The organism is Bradyrhizobium sp. SZCCHNRI3043 (genome assembly GCF_032377735.1).
Taxonomy (GTDB): Bacteria; Pseudomonadota; Alphaproteobacteria; order Rhizobiales; family Xanthobacteraceae; genus Bradyrhizobium.
Genome location: NZ_JAUHID010000018.1, coordinates 14,432 through 36,078, shown reverse-complemented (window position 1 = coordinate 36,078; position 21,647 = coordinate 14,432). Strand labels below are relative to the sequence as shown.

19 protein-coding genes and 1 tRNA gene are annotated in these 21,647 nt (G+C 65.3%); 14 read left to right on the top strand and 6 right to left on the bottom strand.

Annotation, left to right across the window (positions count from 1 at the left end; translation table 11 throughout):
* The first annotated feature begins 201 nt into the window (after positions 1-201).
* Entirely contained in the window at positions 202-2,103 is a 1,902-nt protein-coding gene (locus QX124_RS26385; protein ID WP_315798694.1) for an acyltransferase family protein, read from the top strand.
* Between the two features lie 6 nt (positions 2,104-2,109).
* Here QX124_RS26385 and QX124_RS26380 read toward each other — a convergent pair whose 3' ends face one another.
* Positions 2,110-3,999 carry an acyltransferase family protein gene (locus tag QX124_RS26380; protein WP_315798693.1) on the bottom strand — a complete coding sequence of 630 codons (1,890 nt, stop codon included), beginning with the start codon at positions 3,997-3,999 and terminating at the stop codon, positions 2,110-2,112.
* Between the two features lie 372 nt (positions 4,000-4,371).
* Between QX124_RS26380 and QX124_RS26375 the strand changes: the two genes are divergently transcribed.
* Complete coding sequence (locus QX124_RS26375; protein ID WP_315798692.1) at positions 4,372-5,166, top strand: hypothetical protein; 795 nt, start codon at positions 4,372-4,374, stop codon at positions 5,164-5,166.
* A 158-nt stretch (positions 5,167-5,324) separates the two neighbouring features.
* The gene (locus QX124_RS26370) at positions 5,325-5,945 is read left to right on the top strand and encodes a TMEM175 family protein (protein WP_315737549.1); all 621 of its coding nucleotides are present in this window, start codon (positions 5,325-5,327) and stop codon (positions 5,943-5,945) included.
* A 115-nt stretch (positions 5,946-6,060) separates the two neighbouring features.
* Here the strand turns inward: QX124_RS26370 and QX124_RS26365 are convergent, their stop codons facing one another.
* The gene (locus QX124_RS26365) at positions 6,061-6,279 is read right to left on the bottom strand and encodes a hypothetical protein (protein WP_315798691.1); all 219 of its coding nucleotides are present in this window, start codon (positions 6,277-6,279) and stop codon (positions 6,061-6,063) included.
* A gap of 87 nt (positions 6,280-6,366) precedes the next feature.
* Here QX124_RS26365 and QX124_RS26360 point away from each other — a divergent pair.
* Together QX124_RS26360 and QX124_RS26355 are read left to right on the top strand one after the other, a co-directional pair.
* A tRNA-Gly gene (locus QX124_RS26360) sits at positions 6,367-6,440 on the top strand.
* Positions 6,441-6,539: 99 nt separating this feature from the next.
* Positions 6,540-7,007, top strand: coding sequence for a hypothetical protein (locus QX124_RS26355; protein WP_315737550.1), 468 nt, complete (start codon positions 6,540-6,542; stop codon positions 7,005-7,007).
* A gap of 76 nt (positions 7,008-7,083) precedes the next feature.
* Here QX124_RS26355 and QX124_RS26350 read toward each other — a convergent pair whose 3' ends face one another.
* The 3 genes from QX124_RS26350 to QX124_RS26340 all read right to left on the bottom strand — a co-directional run bounded on the left by QX124_RS26350 (position 7,084) and on the right by QX124_RS26340 (position 9,227).
* Positions 7,084-7,722: a hypothetical protein gene (locus QX124_RS26350; RefSeq protein WP_315754123.1), complete on the bottom strand. Its 639-nt coding sequence runs from the start codon at positions 7,720-7,722 to the stop codon at positions 7,084-7,086.
* 141 nt (positions 7,723-7,863) lie between these two features.
* Positions 7,864-8,187, bottom strand: coding sequence for a hypothetical protein (locus tag QX124_RS26345; protein WP_315754125.1), 324 nt, complete (start codon positions 8,185-8,187; stop codon positions 7,864-7,866).
* 83 nt (positions 8,188-8,270) lie between these two features.
* Positions 8,271-9,227: a LysR family transcriptional regulator gene (locus tag QX124_RS26340; protein ID WP_315798690.1), complete on the bottom strand. Its 957-nt coding sequence runs from the start codon at positions 9,225-9,227 to the stop codon at positions 8,271-8,273.
* Between the two features lie 108 nt (positions 9,228-9,335).
* Between QX124_RS26340 and QX124_RS26335 the strand changes: the two genes are divergently transcribed.
* The 8 genes from QX124_RS26335 (at position 9,336) to QX124_RS26300 (ending at position 18,560) form a co-directional block, all read left to right on the top strand.
* Positions 9,336-10,217, top strand: coding sequence for an NAD(P)-dependent oxidoreductase (locus tag QX124_RS26335; protein WP_315798689.1), 882 nt, complete (start codon positions 9,336-9,338; stop codon positions 10,215-10,217).
* Between the two features lie 10 nt (positions 10,218-10,227).
* Positions 10,228-11,757 carry an aldehyde dehydrogenase family protein gene (locus QX124_RS26330; RefSeq protein WP_315798688.1) on the top strand — a complete coding sequence of 510 codons (1,530 nt, stop codon included), beginning with the start codon at positions 10,228-10,230 and terminating at the stop codon, positions 11,755-11,757.
* A gap of 75 nt (positions 11,758-11,832) precedes the next feature.
* Positions 11,833-12,789 carry an N-carbamoyl-D-amino-acid hydrolase gene (locus tag QX124_RS26325; protein WP_315798687.1) on the top strand — a complete coding sequence of 319 codons (957 nt, stop codon included), beginning with the start codon at positions 11,833-11,835 and terminating at the stop codon, positions 12,787-12,789.
* A gap of 303 nt (positions 12,790-13,092) precedes the next feature.
* Positions 13,093-14,694, top strand: coding sequence for an ABC transporter substrate-binding protein (locus tag QX124_RS26320; protein WP_315798686.1), 1,602 nt, complete (start codon positions 13,093-13,095; stop codon positions 14,692-14,694).
* Between the two features lie 15 nt (positions 14,695-14,709).
* On the top strand, positions 14,710-15,651 hold the full coding sequence (locus tag QX124_RS26315; RefSeq protein ID WP_315754136.1) for an ABC transporter permease: 942 nt from the start codon (positions 14,710-14,712) through the stop codon (positions 15,649-15,651).
* The gene (locus QX124_RS26310) at positions 15,648-16,565 is read left to right on the top strand and encodes an ABC transporter permease (RefSeq protein WP_315754138.1); all 918 of its coding nucleotides are present in this window, start codon (positions 15,648-15,650) and stop codon (positions 16,563-16,565) included. Before QX124_RS26315 ends, QX124_RS26310 begins: the two co-directional genes overlap by 4 nt.
* Before the next feature lie 34 nt (positions 16,566-16,599).
* Positions 16,600-17,589, top strand: a complete 990-nt coding sequence (locus tag QX124_RS26305) for an ABC transporter ATP-binding protein (protein ID WP_315737732.1) — start codon at positions 16,600-16,602, stop codon at positions 17,587-17,589.
* Positions 17,586-18,560, top strand: coding sequence for an oligopeptide/dipeptide ABC transporter ATP-binding protein (locus QX124_RS26300; RefSeq protein WP_315798685.1), 975 nt, complete (start codon positions 17,586-17,588; stop codon positions 18,558-18,560). The genes QX124_RS26305 and QX124_RS26300 overlap by 4 nt, the downstream gene beginning before the upstream one ends.
* 974 nt (positions 18,561-19,534) lie before the next feature.
* Here the strand turns inward: QX124_RS26300 and QX124_RS26295 are convergent.
* Positions 19,535-19,909 (bottom strand): hypothetical protein, encoded by a 375-nt coding sequence (locus tag QX124_RS26295; RefSeq protein WP_315798684.1) that lies wholly within the window; start codon positions 19,907-19,909, stop codon positions 19,535-19,537.
* Between the two features lie 665 nt (positions 19,910-20,574).
* On the opposite strand from QX124_RS26295, the gene QX124_RS26290 reads away from it, so the two are divergent.
* Entirely contained in the window at positions 20,575-21,567 is a 993-nt protein-coding gene (locus QX124_RS26290) for an AraC family transcriptional regulator (RefSeq protein ID WP_315771134.1), read from the top strand.
* Positions 21,568-21,647: the final 80 nt, after the last annotated feature.

Here is a 21,647-nt window from a genome sequence, read left to right as displayed (position 1 = left end):
CGCCAGATTGCCGTATTCGAGCTGATCGTTCAACGGATTGCCGAACTTGCGGCCGACTTCAGCAAACTTCCTTCACGTCCGCCACGGCATCGCCGGCGCGGTGTCATCGGATGGGTCCGATGACGTCATGACTGTTTCCCGCTGTTGCCATTCGTGTCTGCGCAACTCGTCCGCCTCGAGGGATGCGCGGAGTGGACGACATTGGAACGCAGTCATCGGGCCGACATCGATGCCCTCCGGGCGATCGCCGTCGTCATCGTCATTCTCTTTCATCTGAAGATCACGGGTTTCGAGGCCGGCTATGCCGGTGTCGACATCTTCTTCGTCATCTCCGGCTATCTCATCACCGGGCAGATCCTGCGCGACGTCGCCGCGCAGCGGTTCTCGCTGTCGGAGTTCTATCTGCGCAGGGCGCGGCGCATCCTGCCGGCGCTGGTCACGACGACAGCGGCGACGTTCGCGGTCGGCTGGCTGTTTTTGTCGCCGGAAGCCCTGCGCCAGCTCGCCAAGGAGGCGACCCACGGGCTGCTCTCGATCGCCAACATCCAATATTGGCGCGAGGCCAGCGCCTATTTCGCGCCGAGCGCGGATCAGTTGCCGCTGCTGCATTTGTGGTCGCTGTCGGCGGAGGTTCAATTCTACGCGCTGGCGCCGCTGCTGCTGATGTGGCTCGGCACGCGCCGGCATGTGTTCCGTGCCATTGCCGCGATCGGGCTGTTGTCCCTTGCCGCGGCCGCACTCTGGTCATCGCGCGATCCGGACGCCGTGTTCTTCCTGACGCCGTTCCGGGTGTTCGAATTCGCGCTCGGCGCGCTCGCCATTCCGCTCGAGGCCCGCCTGGCAGCGTCGCCGCGCCGCGCACGCCTGCTCGCCGCCGCCTGTGGCGACGTCGTCCTGGCCGGCAGCCTCCTCGTGATCGGCCGCTATCAGTCCCTTGCGGGCGTCACCGCGCTGCTGCCCTGCATCGCCACAGCCGTCATCATTGCGGCCAACGCGCCGACATCGCTGGTGATGGTCCGCCCGGTGCGCGTCGTCGGCGCCGCCTCCTATTCGCTGTATCTCGTGCACTGGCCGGTGATCTTCTTCGTCCGTTTCATCTTTGGCGATGCGGCGCAGACCGCGGCGGGACTGGCGGCGCAGCTCGCGCTGATGGCGGTGCTGACCACGCTAATGTTCGTCATCGTCGAGCGGCCGCTGCGGCGGCTGCCGTGGCCGAGGGTTGCGCAGGTGGCGAGCTTTGCGACCGTGCTCATCGTGGGTGCCGCGCTCACCCATGTGACGTTCCGCGCCAACGGCGTCGTGTCGCGACTGCCCGACGACCAGCTCGCGCTGTTCCAGCTGCAGGGCTTCGGCCTCAACAAATGCGGCCGCACCTTCGGCCGTCTCTGCGCGTTCGGCGATCTCGACGGCACGCGCGGCGTCGAGCTGCTCGGCGATTCCTACGTCCAGCAATATGTCGCCGCGCTCGATGCGACGCTGAAGGCGCGCGGCATGATCGGGCACGTCTCCACCATGAGCGGATGTCCCACGCTCGCCGGGCTCACCGCGGAGGGACCGCGCGCCCAGGTGTGCGCAGAGTTGCGCGACAGCGAGCTGCCGCGGATCCGGCAGTCGCAGGCCGATTTCGTCGTGATCGGGCAGGCGTGGCAGCATTATCTCGATCTCGGCGATGGGCCGGCAGCGCAGGCCCGCAACGCCGCGGTCGCCGCTCATCTTGCCGAGACGATCCGTCTGCTCGACCGGCCGGGCCGGCATTTCCTCGTCGTCGGCGGCCAGGTCCGTCCGGTGAATTGCGCCTTCGATCAGCTACGCATGCTGCCGGGGCCGCGCTGGCATGCGCCCGCCAAGCCGTGCGATGCCGTGCCGAAGAGCGAGGCGGTGGCGACCAACCGCATCATCGATGCCGTCCTGTTGGAGGCGATCAGGCCGTTGGCCAAGGTGACGCTGCTCAGGCCCTCGGAGGTCTATTGCGACCAGGATTGCCCGGTCGTGGAGGGGGGCGTGTGGCTGTTCCAGGATGCCGGCCATTTCACCGTGGCAGGGGCCCAGCGCATGGGCGAGCGCGCCGCGCCGGTGTTCGCGAGGTTCCTGTCGGACGATTAGGTGGCGCTATTCGCTATCGGTTGCGGCGCTTGCGGCCGCGGCCAATGCCGGCGACGCCGCGACGATCCGTGCGCCTGCGAGCTCCGAGCCCTGCGCCGTGAGGTGACCATCGTCCCAGGCGAGCGGCGCGCCGTCGGCGGTCTGGAGCACGCAATCTCCTGCCGGACACAGCAGCGCGAGCAGCGAAACGTATTCGGTCTGCGCCACGTCCGTCAGCAGCGTGCGCATGAAGTCGTCGACCTCGCCGAGCAGATCCAGCATGTGCCCGTCGGTACCGACGCCGAACCGCTTCGCCGCGATCAGCAGATGCGGTAGCGGACGATCGAATTGCGGGCCCGGCCCGACCACCACCACCTTGCTGCCGGTGTCCGCAATCGCCTTGATCGTGGCGAGCAGGCTCGCCTGTGCGGCCGGCGTCGTCGCGGTGCGCGTCCAATTGCCCGAGAGCACGACGATGTCGGGCGTGAGCTCGCGCACCAGCCGAGGCAGCCGGCGGTTGAAATTCGTGCAGGCGGCGGACTGGCCCGCTTCGGCGTGAGGGACGCATTGCGCAAGGCTGGCGCGCAGTAGCGAGGCCTGGGGCATGGCTCGCGTCAGGCCATGGATGAGGTGAGCGGCGTGACTGTCGCCCCACACCAGGATGCGCGGGCGCGGGCCTTTGGCAAGGCATGACGGCTGCAGCGCCTCGAACGTCTGGCCCGGATCGAGGAAGCAGGTGCCGCTCTCATAGACGGACTTATGATCGTAGCTGATGAATTCCGCTATCGCCCGCTCCCGCGGCGAGAAGCGGGCGGGAAAGCCGGCAAGTCCGATGATCGAGAGTGACGCCAGCAGCACGACCGATGCGCTCGCGACCAGCGCGCGCGCCGCGATCGGCGACTGCGCGCGCCTCGCCGGCTGCTCGATCAGATAGAAGCTCGTCAGCGCCAGCACGGTGCAGGCTCCAAGCAGCGCCAGCTTGTCCGCGATCGAGCTCGGCGGACCCCAGACGGCCGTCGCCAGCGAGACGACGGGCCAGTGCCAGAGATAGAGCGAGTAGGACCACAGCCCGATCGCGATCATCGGTTTGACCGCGGTCAGCACGGCCTTGCTCGGGGTCGGATTGGCCCAGATCACGGCGGCGGCGCCGAGGCACGGCAGCAGCGCGGCCGTGCCGGGATAGGGCGTGTGCGGCGAGAACAGGTTGACGGCGGCGGCGAGTGCGATCCAGCCCAGTGCTGCCACCGCAATCCTGAGCCGTTGGCTTTGCGGTGCCGGCAGGGCTTCCACGGCCAGCAGCGCGCCGAGCGCGAGCTCCCAGACCCGGGCCGGCAACAGAAAGAACGCGGCGGCGGGTTGCAGCCGGGTCTGGATCACACAGAGCAGGAACGAGGTCGCGCAGACCGCGGCGAAGCTCGCAAGCATCAGCGACCGCCGCAGCGCGAAGGCGGCGAGCGCCAGCGTGGGGAACAGCAGATAGTACTGCTCCTCGACCCCGAGCGACCAGGTGTGCAGCAGCGGCTTGGTGATGGCGGCGGCGTCGAAATAGCCCTGCTGCGACCACAGCAGGATGTTGGAGCAGAAGACGAGGACGGCCAGCGCTTGGTGCGCCACGGACACTGCATCTCGCGGCAACAGGATCACGCTGGCGCCGAGCAGGGTGACGCACAGCATCGCGAGGGCGGCGGGCAGGATGCGCCTGGCACGGCGCCGGTAGAACGCCGCGAATGAGAACGTTCCGGTCCGCACCTCCGCATGAATGATCCGCGTGATGAGGAAGCCCGAGATGACGAAGAAGATGTCGACGCCGACATAGCCGCTGCGAAACGGCGAGATGTCGTAGTGGAACGCGATCACCGAGATCACTGCGAAGCCGCGCAGGCAGTCGATGTCGGGACGATAGTCGGTTGCGCTCAATGGGTCTGTCCGGACGCTCGCATCTGGCCGCGGCCATCAATGCCCGACGGTCACCGCACGCGGGCGACCCTGTTAGGCTCCGATTGCAACCGCATTGAGGGATTCCTGCGGCACGGTTGATCGTGCAAACAGGACACAATGCCATCGAATTGACATCGCAGCGGGAATCCGCGGCTTGCCTTCACAGACTTGCCTCAATGGCGTGATGGCCTTGTCGGAGTTCATGCGTCGAGCGAGCGTGTCATGTGTACATTGGGGCGGAAGGCCGGCCGGGCCGGATTGTTGTGCGGCGTTGTTCTATTTCAGATTGTAGTTGGCGTTTCGCTTGCGCGAAGCGCCGAGCCGGGCGGCTCCTCACCATCCGCAGGCGAGGTGGCCAAGGATCAGGGCAAGGACAGCGGGCCGTTCGGCGGATGCGAGCCGATCGGGTTGACGGCGTCGGGCGAGCTGGTGTTCCCGCTGGAATGCAAGAAGCTGATCAAGAAGCCGGCCGAGGCGCCCGTTGCCGAGGACAAGATCCCTGCAGACGACAAGACCGCGTCGGTCAATCCTGGGCCGTCCGTTCCGAGCCAGGCTGCCAGCGCCGACATTTCGGCCGGTGCCGAGGTCAAGCCTGTCGCGGCTGCGGAGGCGGCTGCGACGACATCCGCCGCCTCGGCTGAGCCGAAGCAGGCCGCAGTTACGGACAAGCAGGATGCGGCTCCGAAGGCCGCCGCAGCAGAGCCAGTCGCCGGTAAGCCGTCCCTGACCAAGCCGTCCGTGAAATCGCCGTCGACGGCGGCGGCAGCAGCGACCAAGCCGTCCTCTGCCAAGCCGTCCTCCGCCAAGACGGCCGCGGCCAATCCGCCCGCGACGACGCCACCCCCAGCCAGGGCCTCATCGGGCAAGCCGTCATCCGGCAAGGCGGCCCAGGCGCAGGCCGTTGTGGTCGCCGTCAGGGATGCAGCGGTCAAGGATGGCGGCAGGACATCGCGCATGGTCGCCAGCCGGCCGATGATCGTGATGGCGAGGCCTGCGGCCGCAACCCCGACCGCGGCCCGGCTGCATCCGGAGGACAAGCCCCGGCTGCGCACAGCGGGTGTGCCGGCCTGCGTCCAGTTCCGCAGCTACAACCCGGCGACGCGCAGCTATCGCGGCTTCGATGGCCATATCTATGCGTGCCGGTGAGGGCTGCCGCTCGATCGCCGGTTTGGTCTGGAGGGCGGCGAGTGACGTGACAGCCTGCCGCCCAAGGGCGGCAGCGAGGTCGGGCGGTGCGGCGCCGGAGCTGCTATAGAACGTGAGTCTTCATCTCCGTTCCCCGCCGCGGTCGCTTCCGATTCGACATGACAGAGCCTCAGTCCCACCTGTTCGAGATGCGCCGGCTGGAATCGCTGTCCAACACCATCTTCGGTGTGGCGATGACGCTTCTCGCCTACGACCTGCCGAAGCCCAATTTCGCGCATATGCCCGGCTGGATCGACCTGGCGCATACCTATTCCGGCCGTCTCGCCGGGCTGGTCCTCAGCTTCATCATCGCCGGCGTGTTCTGGATCAGCCACCACCGGCGGCTGGCCCGGCAGCCGTTCGCGGGCCGGCCCGTGGTCATCCTGAATCTGTTCTTCCTGTTGTCGATCGTGCTGCTGCCGGTGACCAACGGGCTCTACGGCGGCTACAGGCTGAGCAGCGCGGTCGCCGTCCTCTATGGCCTGCATCTGACGATCATTGCGTCGCTGAACGCCGCGCTGTGGTGGCTCGCGCTTCCAAGCGGCCGCCATGCCGAGATCGCCGGCGCGATCTTTCCCGTCATCGTGTTCGTGCCGGGCATCGTGATCGCAGCGCTTGCACCGGAGTACGTGCAGTATTTCTGGATGCTCGGCTTCGGCGGCTTCCTGGCGCGGCGGTTCGTCCGCAGTGAGCCGGCGCCCCCGGCACCGTCCGCCGGGGAACGGGCGGAGGTGCCATAAAAAACGCGGCGAGCCGTGAGACCCGCCGCGCTTCCGTTCTTGAACTCGCTGGTCCAGGGCCGAGACCGCCCCGTTGCCAAGCCGCGATGGCGCAATCCGCTGACGAATCACGCCCTCAAACGTCGCTCATGAAGAGCCGCTCAGCGGGCGATCCCAGCGAGGTGACAGCGCTTGGTGAAAGACACTGGATCACCTCCTTTCGTTGTTGATGGTGACGCCAATATAGGACGGTCCGGACGGCGAGGGTAGGGGGCAGATTACGGAACCGGCCGCCGCCGGCGTGCCGCGCCGCGGTCTCGATGTCGCGCGCTGCCATCGCTTCGGGCCGTTCCATCAGGCCCGATCCGGGACCCATCTGCTTCGAAACCCCGCCCCGAAGAGGTTGAGACCCGCCGCGGACCATGTTAGGGAACGCCCTGATGCGGGTGTAGCTCAATGGTAGAGCAGCAGCCTTCCAAGCTGAATACGAGGGTTCGATTCCCTTCACCCGCTCCAGTATTTTCAGCCACTTAGCCAAAGGTAGGTTCTCTTTGGTGGCAAGTATGGTGGCAACCATTTTACCTGACGATTCATTTTCAAATAGAACACTGACCCATGAGAATCATGCTGGACAGTAATGTGCATGATCTGGTTGCGGCCGATCAGGTTGTGATCGGAGCGATTCAGGAGCGCATCGCGGACGGTCAATTGACGCTCGTTAGCACCCACGTTCAGCGCGATGAGCTGTCGCTGGCTCCAGAGCCGAAGCGCGCTGCTTTGTTGGAGATATACGGACTGGCTGGGAAGGTATCGACAACCGGCGCAATTTGGGACGTTTCAGAGTGGGATGAATGCAGTTGGGGCCGCAATGCAGTCAACGCCTCAATCGTCGCGCACATGGCAGGAAATACGAAGCACGCGGAAGACGCGCTGATAGCTGCAACGGCTGCGGACGAGTCTGATGTTTTGGTAACAAACGAAACCCGGCTCGCCGCAAGAATTCATCGCGCCGGGTTTTCGGTCAAGGTTTGGTCGTGGAGTGAATTCGTCGGGTGGTTGACTGTTTGCCGGCCCGAACTGTGACCTCTTACTTGTTAGCCGTCACCACCGCTGCGTCAACGCCAGCCAGCATGACGCCGCACTAGATTTGGCCTGGTCGCTACGAACTCCACGTCAGCCCTTTAGCTGGTAGCCAACCTTCCCAATCCGGAGGCAGTTGGGAATAGCTCGCTTGTTTTCTGTAGCTCCCAACGACGGGTATCAGGTTGTCGCAGGAGCAGAACTTGTCGACGACAGCTTCCTTGATGGCATGAGCGGCTCTCTTTCCCAGTCTGGCTTCTTCGCTGCGGAACCTTGTCCAAAGCAAGACTTCGATGAACTCATGGACGAGAACGCTGTTGAAATCCAATCCCTTCATTTCCGGATAGCTTACGACCAACCGCGGCGCCATCGATGCGCCATTGTGCGACCCGCCCGGACCAAACTTGGTGACATGGACGCGCACGACCTTTGGCAACTGTCGCGTAAGCTGCGCAACGAAATCGGAAGCAAATCGATCCTCCACCCGCCGCCATGACTGCACGACGCGCTCCAAACTGGCGCCCGGCAAGTCGTGACGCACGATCGCGTCGCGCAGTCTCTCATCTGAAAACTGAGCTATACCTTGCTCGATCTCCGCTTTGAGTGCATCTGGCCAGGTCACATCATATTTCTCGGTTCGAAAGAATTCGAGATTTCCAAGTTGGAAGCGGACGTGTGAGGCCTCGTCTTCGATCGTTGAAGAAAAGCGGAACTCCATGATGGCTACCTTCGTGAAACGCCAGTTGAACGACCGTCGACCGGAGCCGACGTGCCCCGATGCAAGGGTTCAATTCCCTTTATTTCAAATATTTCCAGCTCCGAGAAGCCGTTGCAGCGTCGGTCACATTGGCCGAATCGCCTAGTCGCAAGAGACGCGGTTGCCCATCCGTCGGCACGTCCTGCCGTCGCTGAAATAGGTCGTGTTTCCGATCGTATGCGCCGACGTGCCGTCGCTGTAGTAGGTGTGGTTGCCGATCTGCTGCGAGCTGCTGCCGTCGTTGTTGTAGGTGAAGCGCCCGATCTGCTGTGACGAGGAGCCGTCGTTCCAATAAGTGTTGTTGCCGATCCGCTGCCCCGAGGTCCCGTCGTCGCACAGGATCTGGTTGCCGATGAACTGGCAGGTCTCGGCCTGGGCCGCTGTCGCCGCCCACAGGCCGAACGCGATCGCGAGAACGTTGCGCATGAGGTCGATTCCCGAGGTTGCAACATCCAATCGCAACCCACGTGCGAGCGCAACGGAAAACGATCCGCGGTGATCTGCGCGGATCAACGTCCGGCGCCGCGCGTCCTGGTCTTGCCGGCGGCTCCGCCGACCCGGAACGCCCGCATCTGACCACTCAGGAAGCGCAGCAGGTGACCGGCGGCATGCGGCAGCTCGCGGCCGCGCCGGGTGATGACGCAGGCTTCGCTCGAGGCCAGCAGGCCGTTGTCGACCGGCACGGCAGCGAGTGAGCCGTCGGCAAGATCGGCGGCGATCGAGAAGGCGGGCAAGAGCGTCAGGCCGAGGCCGCTCTTGACGAAGTGGCGGAGCACGTTGATCGAGCTGGTGGTCAGCTTCGGCGACAGAGCGATGCGTTCGGCGGCCTCCGCCATCGCCACGATCTGGCGCGTGCCGTAGCTCGGATGCATCAGTCCGAGCGGGTGGTCGGCGAGCTCGCGCAGGCGCAAGGGACGGCCGAGCCGCGCCAGCGCGTGATCCGGCGGCATGATCGCGCACAGCGGCTGCCGGCTCGCGGTGGCGATCCGGATGCGGGGATCGGCGCCCGGATTGAACACCAGCCCGATGTGATGGCGATCCTCGGCAACGGCATTGACGACCTCGTTGGTGCCGGCGAGATCGAACGCCATGGTGAGGTCGGGATGGCGCTGCCAGAACCGGCCGAGCGGGCCGGACATCAGGTCGCTGACGAAACCCTCACCGAGCACGATGTCGACATGGCCGCGCTTGAGGCCCTGCAGTTCGCGCAACTTCGCGACGGTGTCGGCCTGGTCGGCCTGCCATTGTCGGAAGCGCTCGACCAGCAGCGCGCCGGCCTCGGTGGCGCGGATGCCGCGGCTGAGCCGCTCGAGCAGGGTCAGGCCGAGCTCCTTCTCCAGCAGTGCGATCTGCCGGCTGATCACCGACGCGTTGACGTCGAGCGCTTCCGCGGCGGCGCGTACCGAGCCGAGGCGGATCGCCTCGTGCAGATAGTGCAGGCGGTGGTGATCGAGCAGGGCGGACATGGCTTCGGAAACTGTTGACCTCAGGGCAACACTAGCGGCGGAGGGCGCTGATGTCTGCTCCGGATTGGTGCGGCTACGCTGCCGAGGCAAATCCTGGCAGGAGGCCACGTGACGGCGATCGGCATCATCGGACTTGGCAAGATGGGGCGCGGCATGGCGCTGACGCTGAAGGGCGCCGGCTTTGCCGTCACCGGCTATGACGCGCTCGCCGCGATGCGAACGGCGCTGGCGGCCGAGGGCATCGCGATTGCCGACGGCATTGGCGGCGTGATCGCCGCCGCCGACATCGTCATCCTGTCGCTGCCGACCGCCGGCATCGTCGCCGATGTCGTGGAGGGCGCCGGCGGCATCCTCGCGCAGGCCAGGCCCGGCGTCGTCATCGTCGACACCTCGACCTCGCATCCCGAGACCTCGCGCCGGCTCGCAGCCCTTCTCAAGGCGCGCGGCATGGGCTTCGTCGATGCGCCCGTCAGCGGCGGACCGAAGGGCGCGGCGAGCGGCACGATGACCATGGTGATCGGCGCCGACGACGCGGATCTGGCGCGTGTGATGCCGGTGCTGGATCGCATGAGCGCCAAGCGCGTCCATGTCGGCGGCGTCGGCGCCGGCAACGTCGCCAAGATCGTCAACAATCTCCTCTGCGCCGCGCACCTGCTCACCGCCGCGGAGGCGCTGCGCATCGCCGATGCGGCGGGCGTCGATGCCGAGCGGCTGCTGGAAGGTCTGAATGCCGGCTCGGGCCGCTCCGGCGTCACGCTCGTCAACGTGCCCAATTGGATTCTCAACGGCGCCTTCGATTCCGGCTTCACCATGCAGCTGATGCGCAAGGACGTCAGGCTCGCGGCGCAGCTCATCGGTGAGCTCGGACTGTCGCTGCCGATGGCCGCCGACACCGCGCGCATCTGGGCGGACAGCGCCGCCAGCATTGCCGACACTGATGATTTCAACCGCATCGTCGAGCTGCAGCTCGGTTCGATGGCGAAGCCGTGAGCCTGCCGCCATGACCCATTTCATCGATCCCCGCCTGCGCGCCGCGACGCTACCGTTCTGGCCTGACTTGGAGGCCGTTGGCTCCCATGTCGGCGGTGACCTCATCGTCGGCGATGGCGCGACGGTCTCGGTGAATGATCCCGCCACCGGCAGATTGCTGTTCACCTATGCCGATGCCGGCGCCGATGTGGCGGCCAAGGCGGCGGCAGCTGCTGTGGCGGGGCAGGCGGAGTGGGCGAATCTGACCGCCGCGGGCCGCGGCCGCGTGATGCAGGCGGTGGCACGGGCGATCCTCGCCGCGGCCGAGCCGCTGGCGCATTTGGAATCACTGTCCGCCGGCAAGCCGATCCGCGACACCAGGGGCGAGGTCGCCAAGGTCGCGGAGATGTTCGAGTACTATGCCGGCTGGGCCGACAAATTCCACGGCGACGTCATCCCGGTGCCTTCGAGCCATCTCAACTACACGCGTCGCGAGCCGATGGGCGTGGTGCTGCAGATCACGCCGTGGAACGCGCCAATCTTCACCGCGGGCTGGCAGATCGCGCCCGCCATCAGCATGGGCAACGCCGTGCTGCTCAAGCCGTCGGAGCTGACGCCGCTGACGTCGCTGGCGCTGGCAAGCATCGCCGAACGCGCGGGCCTGCCGAAGGGCGTCGTCAACGTGCTCGCGGGTTTCGGCCACACCACGGGGCAGGCCGCGCTGGGCCAGCCTGCGGTCAGGAAGGTCGTGTTCGTCGGTTCGGTACCGACCGGGCGGCTGATCGGCGAGGCTGCGGCGCGCAGGCTGTTGCCGTCGGTGCTCGAGCTCGGCGGCAAGTCCGCCAACATCGTGTTCGCCGATGCCGATCTCGAACGCGCCGCCGTCGGCGCGCAGGCCGCGATCTTCGGCGGCGCCGGACAGAGCTGCGTCGCCGGCTCCAGGCTGCTGGTGCAGGGCGCGGTCTATGACCGCTTCGTCGATCTGGTCGCGAAAGGCGCGGCGAAGATCAGATGCGGCGATCCGCTGTCGGCGGACACCGAGATCGGTCCGATCAACAACGCCAAGCAATATGATCACGTGCTGTCGATGATCCGTGAAGGCGCGGCCGAGGGGGCCGAGGTCGCCGCTGGCGCAACTGGCGTGGCGCAGGACGGCGGATATTTCGTCAAGCCGACCGTGCTCAAGAACGTCACCAACGCCATGGGCATCGCGCGCAAGGAGGTGTTCGGTCCGGTCGTCGCCGCGATCCGCTTCGACACCGAGGCGGAGGCGATCGCGATCGCCAATGACAGCGAGTTCGGCCTCGCGGGCGCGGTGTGGACCAGGGATGTCGCGCGCGCGCATCGCGTCGCAGCACAGGTCAAGGCCGGGACGTTCTGGATCAACGCCTACAAGACCATCAACGTCGCCTCGCCGTTCGGCGGCTACAACAACAGCGGCCATGGCCGCTCCTCCGGCGTCGAGGCGCTCTACGAATACACGCAGGTGAAGAGCGTGTGGGTCGAGACCGCGGCCGAGCCGGCCGTGGCGTTCGGCTACGCGCCGGGCTTGCGCGATTGAGCAGGCATGGCATGATCGGTGCAAGAGCTGCGCGCCACGGAACGATCACTTAGTTCCGAAATAGGGAACGGAAACATGCCGCGCTTCGTCAACGTCGCCATTGGTCAGCTCGGTCCGATTGCCAAGAGCGAAACACGGACCGCGGTGGTTGCGCGACTGATGGCGTTGATGCGGCAGGCGCACGCCAATGGCTGCGACCTGATCGTTTATCCCGAGCTGGCGCTGACGACGTTCTTCCCGCGCTGGTACATGGCCGATCAGGCCGAGATCGACCTCTATTTCGAGCGCGAGATGCCAGGGCCGGAAACGCAGGCCTTGTTCGCGCTCGCGAAGGAGCTGCGCGTCGGCTTCTGCCTGGGCTATGCCGAGCTGGCGCTCGAGGACGGCATCGTACACCGCTACAACACGGCCATTCTCGTCGACAAGACCGGCGCGATCGTCTCGAAATACCGCAAGGTGCATCTGCCGGGCCATGCCGAGCACGAGCCGTGGCGCAAGTTCCAACATCTGGAAAAGCGCTATTTCGAGCCGGGCAAAAGTTTCGGCGTCGCCAGCGCCTTTGGCGGCGTGATCGGCATCGCGATCTGCAACGACCGCCGCTGGCCCGAGACCTATCGCGTGATGGGGCTGCAGGGCGTCGAGATGGTGCTGATCGGCTACAACACGCCGGTGCACAATCCGCCCGCACCGGAGCATGACGACCTTTCGCTGTTCCACAACCGCCTGGTGATGCAGTCCGGTGCCTATCAGAACGGCACCTGGGTGATCGGCGTCGCCAAGGGCGGCATCGAGGAGGGCATCGACCACATCGCCGGCAGCTGCATCATCGCACCCTCGGGCGAGATCGTGGCGGCCTGCGCCACCAAGGGCGACGAGATCGCGCTGGCGCGCTGTGACCTCGATTTGTGCAGATCCTATAAGCAGACGATCTTCAATTTCGACGTCCACCGCCAGCCGCAAGCCTATGGCATGATCGTCGAACGCAAGGGCGAGCGGCTGATGGCGGATGGCTCGCCGGTGCGCAAGTCGTGATGCGGCCAGCTGGCACACTGCGTAGGGTGGGCAAAGGCGCAGCCGTGCTGTTTCCAAATGTGAGACCGCAATGGCGCCGTGTGCACCGTCTTGCGGCGGAGTGTGCGGCGCGATGGTGGGCACGGCGCCACGGTGACCTCGGACGTGGAGGGATTATCGCATCGCCTTTGCCCACCCTACGGCACCTGCGCCCTTGCGCCTCATGCCTCATTTGCGTTCAAATGAATCCCCTTCGCGCGCATGGCATGGGCCTTGCTTACAATTTCGGCAATTGAACTCAGGCAAGTTGCATCAGGAGAGAACATGGATCGCAGAACGGTATTGAAGGGATTGGCGGGCGCGAGTGGCCTGGCGCTGACGGGGTTCGCGGCGCCGGCGATCGCGCAAGGCGCGTCCGCACGGACGCTGCGTTTCGTGCCGCAGGCCAATCTCGCCAATTTCGATCCGATCTGGGGCACGCAATATGTGGTCCGCAATGCGGCCGCGATGGTGTGGGACACGCTGTACGGCATCGACGACCAGTTCGTGCCGCAGCGCCAGATGGTGGAATCCGAAGAGGTCTCCTCTGACGGCCTGACCTGGACCTTCAAGCTGCGCCCGGGCCTGAAATTCCACGACGGCGCGCCGGTGCTCGCCAAGGACGTCGTCGCCAGCCTCACGCGCTGGTCGGCGCGCGATCCGATGGGGCTGATGCTGAAGGCGCTGCAGAACGAGCTCACGGCCGTCGACGACAAGACCTTCAAATGGGTGTTGAAGCAGCCCTATCCGAAGATGCTGTTCGCGCTCGGCAAGGGCAATGCGCCCTGCGCCTTCATCATGCCCGAGCGCATTGCGCAGACCGACCCGTTCAAGCAGATGTCGGAATATGTCGGTTCTGGCCCGTTCAAGTTCGTCAAGGGCGAGTGGGTGCCGGGCGCCAAGGCCGTGTTCGAGAAGTTCACCGACTACGTGCCGCGCCAGGAGAAGCCGGTGTGGCTCGCCGGCGGCAAGCAGGTGCTGGTCGATCGCGTCGAATGGGTGATCATGCCGGATCCCGCGACCGCGGCCGCCGCGTTGCAGAACGGCGAGGTCGACTGGTGGGAGAACCCGATCACCGATCTCGTGCCGGTGCTGAAGGGCAACAAGAACATCGGCGTCGACATCGGCGATCCCTTGGGCAATGTCGGCTCGTTCCGCATGAACCACCTGCATGCGCCGTTCAACAACGTGAAGGCGCGCCAGGCAATCCTGATGGCGATGAGCCAGGAAGATTATATGCGCGCGCTGGTCGGCGACGACAACGCGCTGTGGAAGCCGCTGCCCGGCTTCTTCACGCCGGACACGCCGCTCTATACCGAGGCGGGCGGCGACATCCTCAAAGGCAAACGCGATTTCGCGGCGGCCAAGAAGCTGCTCGAGGAGGCCGGCTACAAGGGTGAGCCGATCACCTGCGTCGTCGCGCAGGACCAGCCGATCACCAAGGCGTTCGGCGACGTTACCGCTGATCTCCTGAAGAAGCTCGGCATGACCGTCGACTTCGTCGCCACCGATTGGGGCACCGTCGGCGCCCGCCGCGCGCAGAAGACGCCGCCTTCGCAAGGCGGCTGGCACATGTTCCACACCTGGCACGCAGGCGCCGACTGCATTAACCCGGCCGCCTACACCGCGCTGCGCGCCAATGGCGACAAGGCCTGGTTCGGCTGGCCGACCAGCGAGCCCGTGGAAAAGGAGATCACCAACTGGTTCGCCGCCAAGTCGCTCGACGAGGAGAAGGCGGTTGCCGCGCGCATCAACAAGGCCGCGCTCGACGACGTCGTGTTCGCGCCGACCGGCTTCTTCCTCGGCTACACCGCGTGGCGCAAGAACGTCTCCGGCGTGACCAAGGGGCCGATCCCGCTGTTCTGGGGCGTGTCGAAGACGGCGTAAAGCGAAAGACGTCTCATGCTCGCTTATGCGCTCCGACGAGTCCTGTCGACGCTGCCGGTGATGGCGATCGTCGCGCTGTTCGTCTTCAGCCTGCTGTACATCGCGCCGGGCGATCCGGCCGTTGTCATCGCAGGCGACCAGGCGAGTCCGGCCGACGTCGAGCGCATCCGCGCCAATCTCGGACTGGACCAGCCATTCCTGGTCCAGTTCGGCAGTTGGGTGTGGCGTCTGCTGCACTTCGATCTGGGCACCTCGATCTTCACCAACCTGCCGGTGTCGGCCCTGATCGCCCAGCGGATCGAGCCGACCTTGTCGCTGATGATGGTGACTTTGGTCCTCACCATCATCGTCGCGGTGCCGCTCGGCGTCATCGCGGCGTGGAAGGCAGGGACCTGGATCGACCGCATCATCATGGCCTTTGCCGTGTTCGGCTTCTCGGTGCCGGTGTTCGTCGTCGGCTACATCCTGGCCTATGTGTTCGCGCTGAAGTTCGACTGGCTTCCGGTGCAGGGCTACACGCCGCTGGCCCAAGGCGTCTGGCCGTGGCTGCAGAACCTGATCCTGCCCGCGGTCGCGCTCGGCTGCGTCTACATCGCCCTGATCGCGCGCATCACCCGCGCCGCCATGCTCGAGGTGCTGCAGCAGGACTATATCCGCACCGCCCGCGCCAAGGGGCTGGGGCAGGGCGGCATCCTGTTCATTCATGCGCTGAAGAATGCCGCGGTGCCGATCGTCACCGTGGTCGGCATCGGCATCGCGCTTCTGATCGGTGGCGCCGTCGTCACCGAGAGCGTGTTCGCCATTCCGGGTCTCGGCCGGCTCACCATCGATGCGATCCTGCGCCGTGACTATCCGGTCATCCAGGGCATCGTGCTCTTGTTCAGCTTCGTCTACGTGCTCGTCAATCTCCTGATCGACATCACCTACACCCTGGTCGACCCGAGGATCCGCTATTGACCGCCACGACATCCACATCGCCGCCGCCGGGCCTCGTCCTCGCCCCTGTTCTGCCCGACCTGATGGTTGCGCCGAAGATCCGGCGCGGCGCCATCGGCTTCCTGCGCAACCATCCGACGGTGGCGATCGGCGGCGCGCTGCTGCTGCTGCTCGTCATCATCGGCGTGTTCGCGCCGTTCCTCTTCACCGTCGATCCCACCGCGATCGCGCCGGCCAAGCGCACGCGGCTGCCGTCGGCGGATTTCTGGTTCGGCACCGATGCGCTCGGCCGCGACATCTATTCGCGCGTGCTCTATGGCACCCGTGTCTCGCTCACGGTTGGCCTCGCGGTGGCGCTTGGCGCCTCCTTGATCGGGCTCACGATCGGTCTCGTCGCCGGCTTCGTGCGCTGGGCCGACGGCGTGCTGATGCGCTGCATGGACGGGCTGATGTCGATCCCGCCGATCTTGCTGGCGGTGGCGCTGATGGCGCTGACGCGCGGCAGTGTCGGCAACGTCATCCTCGCCATCACCATCGCCGAGATCCCGCGCGTGGCGCGGCTGGTGCGCGGCGTCGTGCTGTCGTTGCGAGAGCAACCCTATGTCGATGGCGCCGTCGCCTCGGGCACGCGAACGCCGATGGTTATCCTGCGCCACATCCTGCCGAACACGACCGCGCCGATGCTGGTGCAGGCGACCTACATCTGCGCCAGCGCCATGATCACCGAGGCGATCCTCTCCTTCATCGGCGCCGGCACGCCGCCGACCATTCCGTCCTGGGGCAACATCATGGCCGAGGGCCGCGCGCTGTGGCAGGTCAAGCCCTACATCGTGTTCTTCCCGGCGGCGTTCCTGTCGGTGACGGTGCTCGCGGTAAATCTCGTCGGCGACGGCCTCCGCGACGCGCTCGACCCGCGCATGGCGAAGAGCCCATGAGCAGCGCAGTCAGAGATCGCCGGGAGCTCAAATGATGCCATTGCTCGAGGTCGAGAACCTGCAGGTTCATTTCCGCACCCCCACCGGCATCAACCGCGCCGTCGACGGCGTGTCGTTCCACGTCAATCCCGGCGAGACGCTCGCCATCGTCGGTGAATCCGGCTGCGGCAAGTCGGTCACGTCGATGTCGATGATGCGCCTGATCCCGGAGCCGCCCGGCAAGATCGCCGGCTCCATCCGCCTCGAGGGCAGGGAGATCCTGACGCTCTCCGACCGCGAGATGCGCGCGCTTCGCGGCAACGACATCTCGATGATCTTCCAGGAGCCGATGACCAGCCTCAACCCGGTGCTGACGGTTGGCCGCCAGATCGGCGAGACCTTGCGGCTGCATCAGGGGCTCGACCAGGCGCAGGCGGAGGCGCGCGCGGTGGAGATGCTGACCCTGGTCGGCATCCCCGAGCCGGCACGGCGCGTGCGCGAATATCCGCATCAGCTCTCCGGCGGCATGCGCCAGCGCGTGATGATCGCGATGGCGCTCGCCTGCAATCCAAAGCTCCTGATCGCCGACGAGCCGACCACCGCGCTCGACGTCACCATCCAGGCGCAGATCCTCAAGCTGATGCTGGAACTGAAGCAGCGCGTCGGCGCGGCGATCATCCTGATCACCCATGATCTCGGCGTCGTTGCCGAGGTCGCCGAGCGGGTGATGGTGATGTATGCGGGCCGCAAGGTCGAAGAAGCGCCGGTGAGGGAACTGTTCCGAAGCCCCCGCCATCCCTACACGCAGGGCCTGCTCGGCGCGCTGCCGAAGCTCGGCTCGTCGCTGTCGGGCGAGATCAAGCGGCTCGCGGAGATTCCCGGCCAGGTGCCGGACCTCAAGCAGCGCATCGAGGGCTGCGTGTTCGCCGGCCGCTGCGCGCTCGCCACCGATGTGTGCCGGCAATATGCGCCGGGGCTGGAGCAGAAGGCGCCGCACCACATCGCTGCCTGTCACTTCGCCGCCAAGGAGCAGGCCGCCGCATGAGCGCTCCCTTGCTGCAGGTCAACGACCTCAAGAAGCATTTTCCGATCCGCAGCGGCCTGTTCGGCCGAGCCAAGAGCCGGGTGCACGCCGTCGACGGCGTGTCGTTCGAGATCGCGCGCGGCGAGACCCTGTCGATGGTCGGCGAATCCGGCTGCGGCAAGTCGACCGTCGGCCGCGCCATCCTGCGGCTGTTCGACATCACGGCCGGACAGATCGTGCTCGACGGCCTGCGCATCGACGATCTCGGCCCGCACCGCCTGCGCGAGATGCGCCGCCGCGTGCAGGTCGTGTTCCAGGATCCGTTCTCCAGCCTCAATCCGCGGATGCGCATCCGCGACATCCTCGCCGAGCCGATCAACAATTTCGGCCTCTCCAAGACTGCGGCCGAGCGCGATGCGCGCATTGCCGAGCTGATGGAGATCGTCCGGCTGCCGCGCGACGCCGTGAACCGCCGCCCGCACGAATTCTCCGGCGGCCAGCGCCAGCGCATCGGCATTGCACGCGCGCTCGCCGCCAAGCCCGACCTGATCGTTTGTGACGAGGCGGTGTCGGCGCTCGACGTCTCCGTCAAGGCGCAGATCGTCAACCTGCTGCAGGATTTGCAGCGCGAGTTCGGCCTCGCGCTCCTCTTCATCAGCCACGACCTCGCCATCGTCGAGCACATGACGCACCGCGTCGCCGTGATGTATCTCGGCCGCATCGTCGAGCTCGCCCCGCGCCGCCAGATCTTCGCGTCCCCCGGCCATCCCTATACCAGGGCGCTTCTCTCAGCCGTCCCAATTCCCGAGCCCGGCGCCGAGCGCACCCCGATCATTCTCAAGGGCGATGTTCCCAGCCCCGTCAACCCGCCCAAGGGCTGCCGCTTCAACACCCGCTGCCCGCTCGCATTCGACCGCTGCCGAGTGGAGGCGCCCGAGCTGCGTCTGAAGGGCGAGGACCAGTGGGTGGCGTGCCATCTGGAGAATGTGTAGTTGTAGTCGTGTAGGCGCTACGCGGCGAAAGCCGCGCAGCGACGTGCCCACGGCCCGGTGCGAATGACAGCTTGACGCACGAGACCGTCGGGCCGATCGTCGTTGCAAGCGCAGCGAAGCAATCCAGAATCGTTCCGCGGCGGCAGTCTGGATTGCTTCATTGCGCTCGCCATGACGGAGGAGAGATGGTGCGTTTCTCGCGCGGATCTGTCTGGGTGCGGCGCGTAGCCCGCATGAGCGATAGGCGGCGCGCGGGACGCGCGTCGGCGCCAGCGACATGCGGGGTCTCACGTGCCGTGTCGGTGAACCCGGATGTCGCTGCGCTCATCCGGGCTACGTGACGACTGATCCGCGTCTCCGCTCTCCCGCCAACCTCCGTTGTCGTCCCGAGCAAGCCACGACGGCGCGAAGCGGCGGCGGGGCGCCGACCCGGGACCTATCCTCCGTAAAGGCCGTTGGGCTGCGGACGTCGGGCCATCTCACGTCACCAATCCCCCGTGGTTATGGGTCCCTGCGTACGCCGGGAAGACAGCGGAGTTTTGGGAGGCTGCGAGACTCTGCGGCGAGCGGCCGCGATGCGCGTGGGGGACCCTGGGACCCATCGGCCGCACCGGCCTCGTCAATCGACGGCACGCGGCCCCGTCTCCAGCGGTGGAAGGCGGCATCGCTGCGCCGCGTGCCGGCGCTGCACCCCATGTTTGAGGAACGGTACCACAGCCGTGCCCGGTTCCGACCAGCCGTCGGCTCACCGGGGTACGGCCTCGGCCGCTTTAGGCTGCAAGCGATCGACTGAATTTCGTCCAATAGAACGTCGCAAAGCGCGATCTGCGACAACAGGGTGGCCTCTGTCGATTGGAGCGACGTCGGCCGATCGAGGCGCAGCTTTGCTGCGCGGAGTCTACTTAGCGATTTCAATACAGCCTGATTGGACAGGTCGCCGCCTCGAATATCGGTCATTTTTTTCTGCACCACGACTACACCAGACCCGTCGCATCAGAACCGATTTGGTTCAAAGCAATCGGTATGCCACGAAGGGGGCCGGGAGCGGACAACGCGACCTTGCGGATCCCTTCGGCGTCTGCAAAGCAGCGCCCAGGGACATCAATTGGCGGTCTGCAGTCGGTTCCGAATTTAGAACCTGGCACGTTGAGTTGACGATTTGCGTGCCTGATTGGCAACTTATCGCCTTTGGTCGAGCGATTGGCGACCTGCTGATAACGTATTGCAGTCGTGCCAGACTGCAAGATGATCGCTGTGCCCGGCGAGGGGATGACCTGGTGCACTGCCACTGAACTGGTAATCCCGACAAGATAAGTAATAGAATGCAACGTGACCGTCTTGATAAGCATGATAAGGACTCACTTCATATCGCCTCATATCGACAGGCGTGTGGACGTTGCCAGGCTCGCGTTGTGACAAGGTCATAAGTTCATCGCTTCGGTGACCTGCTTCGCAATATCGAGTATCTCAAGCGCCCAGCGTCGACGGTTGGGGGCGCTTGTCTTGATCACCTGATCCCCATTCCCTCAAAGCCGTCGAGCGGCACGCGAACGACGCCCGCTCAGGCTTGAGAGCCAATCATGAGGACTGTGTCCCATAGGAAACGTGAGACACTGGCGGTGTGTCAGTGGGCAGGATGATCACCGCCTCGTCCAGCACGGACCTCATGAGTTCCACGTCGTCGGGCTGAAATACTGGTCCCGTGCCGCCACGTTCGTCTCCTCTCTTGCGGCCGCAGAGAAGACCTGCGGCCTGTTCATCTCAACGAGATTGAAGCGCGTCGCGCAGCGATTTTGAAGTCATTCTCAAGTCCAGTCTCTGCAAACTTTGCTCAGAATTAGCTGCATCACTAGCCAATTACCCTTTCGAATTAACATGTGAGAAACGGGAACCTGATGGAACTGAGGCGCCTGCCGCCTGACGAAAGTGTTCGGAGGTTGACTTGGATCAGCCCGGAAGACGTACGCTCCAATATTTTGGCAAAAGCCATATAAGAGTGGGGACCGATCCTCCGATGAACCTCGACCGATCCGTGAGCCTGCTGAGCCGCGCTCCCGTCATTCGTACAGACGATCCGGAGGCGATGGAGCACGCGTTGCGTACGGTGTACGGGGCAACTGGATTCGCAGTCTCCAACGCAGATGGCTTCCAGGGGGTGGGCAACTACCTTCAGCTTGCGAGCATCGGCCTCGGCTTTTGTGCATATGGCGGCGCAAGGTCAGTCGTCGAGTTCCCGGAGAGCGACTTCGCGCGCCTGCAAATTGCCCTCAAAGGCAGCGCTGTGACCATTCTAAATGGCACGGCGATCGCGGTAACCGAGCGGCAGTCCTGCATAGTTGCGCCGGGCGAGCCCAACAAGATTGTGTTCGAGCCAGGTTATGAGCAGCTCATTCTTCGAATAAGCGCGAGGGCGTTGGAGCAGACATTGACGACGCTGCTCGGCGCAAAGCCAGCCGGTGTCCTCAAGTTTGATCCCATAGCGGCTGCGGTGCAGCCGAACGCTCTGGTTTTGCGCGATCTGGCGATGTTTCTCGCTCATCAGTTGGATGCGACGGCGACAGAGCTGCCACGCACGGTGCTCGTCGAACTGGAGCAGGCTCTCATCGTTTCCTTCCTGTCGGCTCACCGCCACAATTTCAGCGAGCTGTTGGAGAGAGCCGAAAAGGACGTCGCGCCGCAGATCGTTCGGCTGACCGAAGAGTATATCGAGGCCTCTTGGGGGCGCGCCATCACGATCGAGGAGCTGGCATCGCAGACAGGCGTCAGCATCCGCGCGCTCTCTGCTGCGTTTAAGAAGAGCCGCGGATACTCGCCGACGGCGTTTGCAAAAACGGTGCGATTGCGACAGGCAAAACAGATGCTCTCGGGGCCAGATCAGCGCACCTCCGTCTCTGCAGTCGCCTTCAATTGCGGCTTCGGAAATCTCGGACACTTCGCAAGAGACTATCGCGACATGTTCGGTGAGCTTCCATCCGAAACTCTGTCGCGCGGGCGGCGCGCCGCCTAGCTCGCCTGATAGAAGCGTCGGCCAGGACCATTCCCAAGAGCGCTGGGGCAGCAGCAAAGGTCGCTCAGAAACTGGAACCT